The sequence below is a fragment of the Alicycliphilus sp. T452 genome (assembly GCF_054512775.1).
Genome location: NZ_JBTNEH010000062.1, coordinates 1 through 2,230, shown reverse-complemented (window position 1 = coordinate 2,230; position 2,230 = coordinate 1). Strand labels below are relative to the sequence as shown.

General features: G+C 64.9%; 2 protein-coding genes. One reads left to right on the top strand and one right to left on the bottom strand.

What is annotated here, in order from left to right:
• Nucleotides 1-57: 57 nt before the first annotated feature.
• Nucleotides 58-408, bottom strand: a complete 351-nt coding sequence (locus tag ACX12L_RS22860; protein ID WP_216188340.1) for a DUF6788 family protein — start codon at nt 406-408, stop codon at nt 58-60.
• A 44-nt stretch (nt 409-452) separates the two neighbouring features.
• Between ACX12L_RS22860 and ACX12L_RS22855 the strand changes: the two genes are divergently transcribed.
• Nucleotides 453-2,168 (top strand): IS1634 family transposase, encoded by a 1,716-nt coding sequence (locus tag ACX12L_RS22855; protein WP_244386919.1) that lies wholly within the window; start codon nt 453-455, stop codon nt 2,166-2,168.
• Nucleotides 2,169-2,230 lie beyond the last annotated feature (62 nt).

Sequence of the window (2,230 nt, the reverse complement as noted above, 5' to 3'; positions counted from 1 at the left end):
CTTACTTTCCGCAGGTCGCCAGACGCATTTGCGCGTAATTTCCCGGTCGCGGGAAGGTCAAGGTTGGCGCGGTACTTCCAAGTCGATGAGACGCTCGGTCTGCTCCTCCCACTCACGCATAAGCTGCTTGGCACGGCGGTGGTTGTCGATCGCGTGTTGTAGAAGCTCGGCCTGCGCTGGCGTGACCATGCGATGCACGAGCTTGCCGCCGATCATGTGCCCCCATTCGTAGTACGGGCCATGACGGGCCTGCGGATCCTGGGCGCAACGGCACCCGGGCTTGCCGCACACCTTCATGCGCATGTGCAACGTGCCCGAGCACAGGTACTCGATGTCGGCCAGGGCCGCCCGGACGCCGCCGATCTTGTCTCGGACCTGCTTGATGTTTTGTGCGAGTGAACGCGGCATGAGTGCTTGACTTTTGCGATTCTGTCGTTAATAGTAGCGCCAGAATGCCAAGCTCGCAAGCCCCGACTTCCACCAAGGAGGCGGCAGGCTTCACTCTTCACACCGAGCGCCTGGGCCCGCTGCCCCTGATCAACCACTTCATCGAGCGCATCGGCCTGCACGACACCCTGTCGCGCCACATCCCCTCGGACGCTCGCTGCAGCATCACCCATGCCAGCGCGCTGGGCGTGCTGCTGCGATCGATCATCGTGGAGCGCGAACCGATCTACCGCCAGCACGAGACCGTGCACGGCTTCGCCGATGGCATGTTCGGCATCAGTGCCCAGGAGATGGAGCACCTGAGCGACGACCGCCTCGGGCGCGCCTTGGACCGGCTGTTCGATGCCGATCGCACGGCGTTGCTGACTGAGCTCGTGTTGGCCGTTGGGCAGCGCTTCGGGGTGCGTTTCGAGGAGTTCCACAACGACTCCACATCGATCAGCTTCTGCGGCGGCTACCGCCGCGCCCGAGGCCGCCAGATTCGCGCTCGCACCGCGCCCGCGATCACCTTCGGGCATTCGAAGGCGCACAGGCCGGACCTCAAGCAACTGCTGTTCATTCTGACCATGAGCGCCGACGGCAACGTGCCGGTGGCGTTTCGCTGCACCGACGGCAACACCAGCGACTCGGTCACCCACGTGCAGACCTGGGAGACGCTCAGGGCGGTGGCCGGCAGGAGCGACTTCCTGTACGTGGCCGACAGCAAACTGTGTTCGCGCGAGAACATGGATCACATCGACCGCGCAGGGGGCCGCTTCGTCACCGTGATGCCACGCAGCCGGCTTGAGGATGCGCAGTTTCGCGAATGGCTGCAAACCCACACGCCCGAGTGGTCCCTGGTGTGGGATCGGCCCAACCCGCGCTACAGCGACGGGCCGCGCGACTGCTGGTACGTCCATCGGGCGCCGCTACCCTCCATGGAAGCCTGGTCCATCGTGTGGGTCTGGAGCACGCTGCTGACGCTGCGCCAGCATGCCCGGCGGCTACGCAACATCGCCGCTGCCATCGAAGAGTTCGAGCGGTTGCGCCAGCGCCTGGCCTCCGCCAAGACCCGGCTGCGCGGCGCCCCCGAGATCGACCTGCAGATCAAGCTCATCGTGGACAGGCACCATGTGGGTCGCTACCTCAAGGTTCGCCGCGTCGTTCGCGAAGAGCACGTCTTCAAGCAAACCCGCCGTGGCCGCCCGGGCCCCGACACGGCCTACCGCAAGATCACCAAGCGACGCTTCGACGTGCAATGGAGCACCGACGAGCAGGCCATCGCCTACGACCGGCGAAGCGACGGCATGTACCCGTTGATGACGAACGACCGCAAGCTCAGCGCCGCACAGGTCCTGCAGGCCCACAAAGGCCAGCCCATGATCGAGAAGCGCTTCGAGCAGATCAAGACCGTACACCAGATCGCCCCGGTGTTCCTCAAGGACGAGGGTCGCATCGAGGCACTGTTCACCCTGTACGCGATCGCACTGCTGGTGCAGGCCCTCATCGAGCGCGAGCTGCGCCAGGCCATGGCGCACGAAGCCATCGAGGAACTGCCCATCTACCCCGAGCAGCGCCAGTGCGCGCATCCCACCACCGAGCAGGTGCTGCGCCTGTTCAGCCTGGCCGAGCGCCATCAACTGCGTCAACACGGCCGCACCGTTCAGGCATTCAACCTCACACTCACCGACCTGCAGCGCAAAGTGCTCGCGCTGCTCGGCGTCCCCGCAAGCACGTTCTAGGCACCTCGAAACGCAGCCCGGAAATTACGCGCAAATGCGTCTGCTGACCCGCGGAAAGTAAG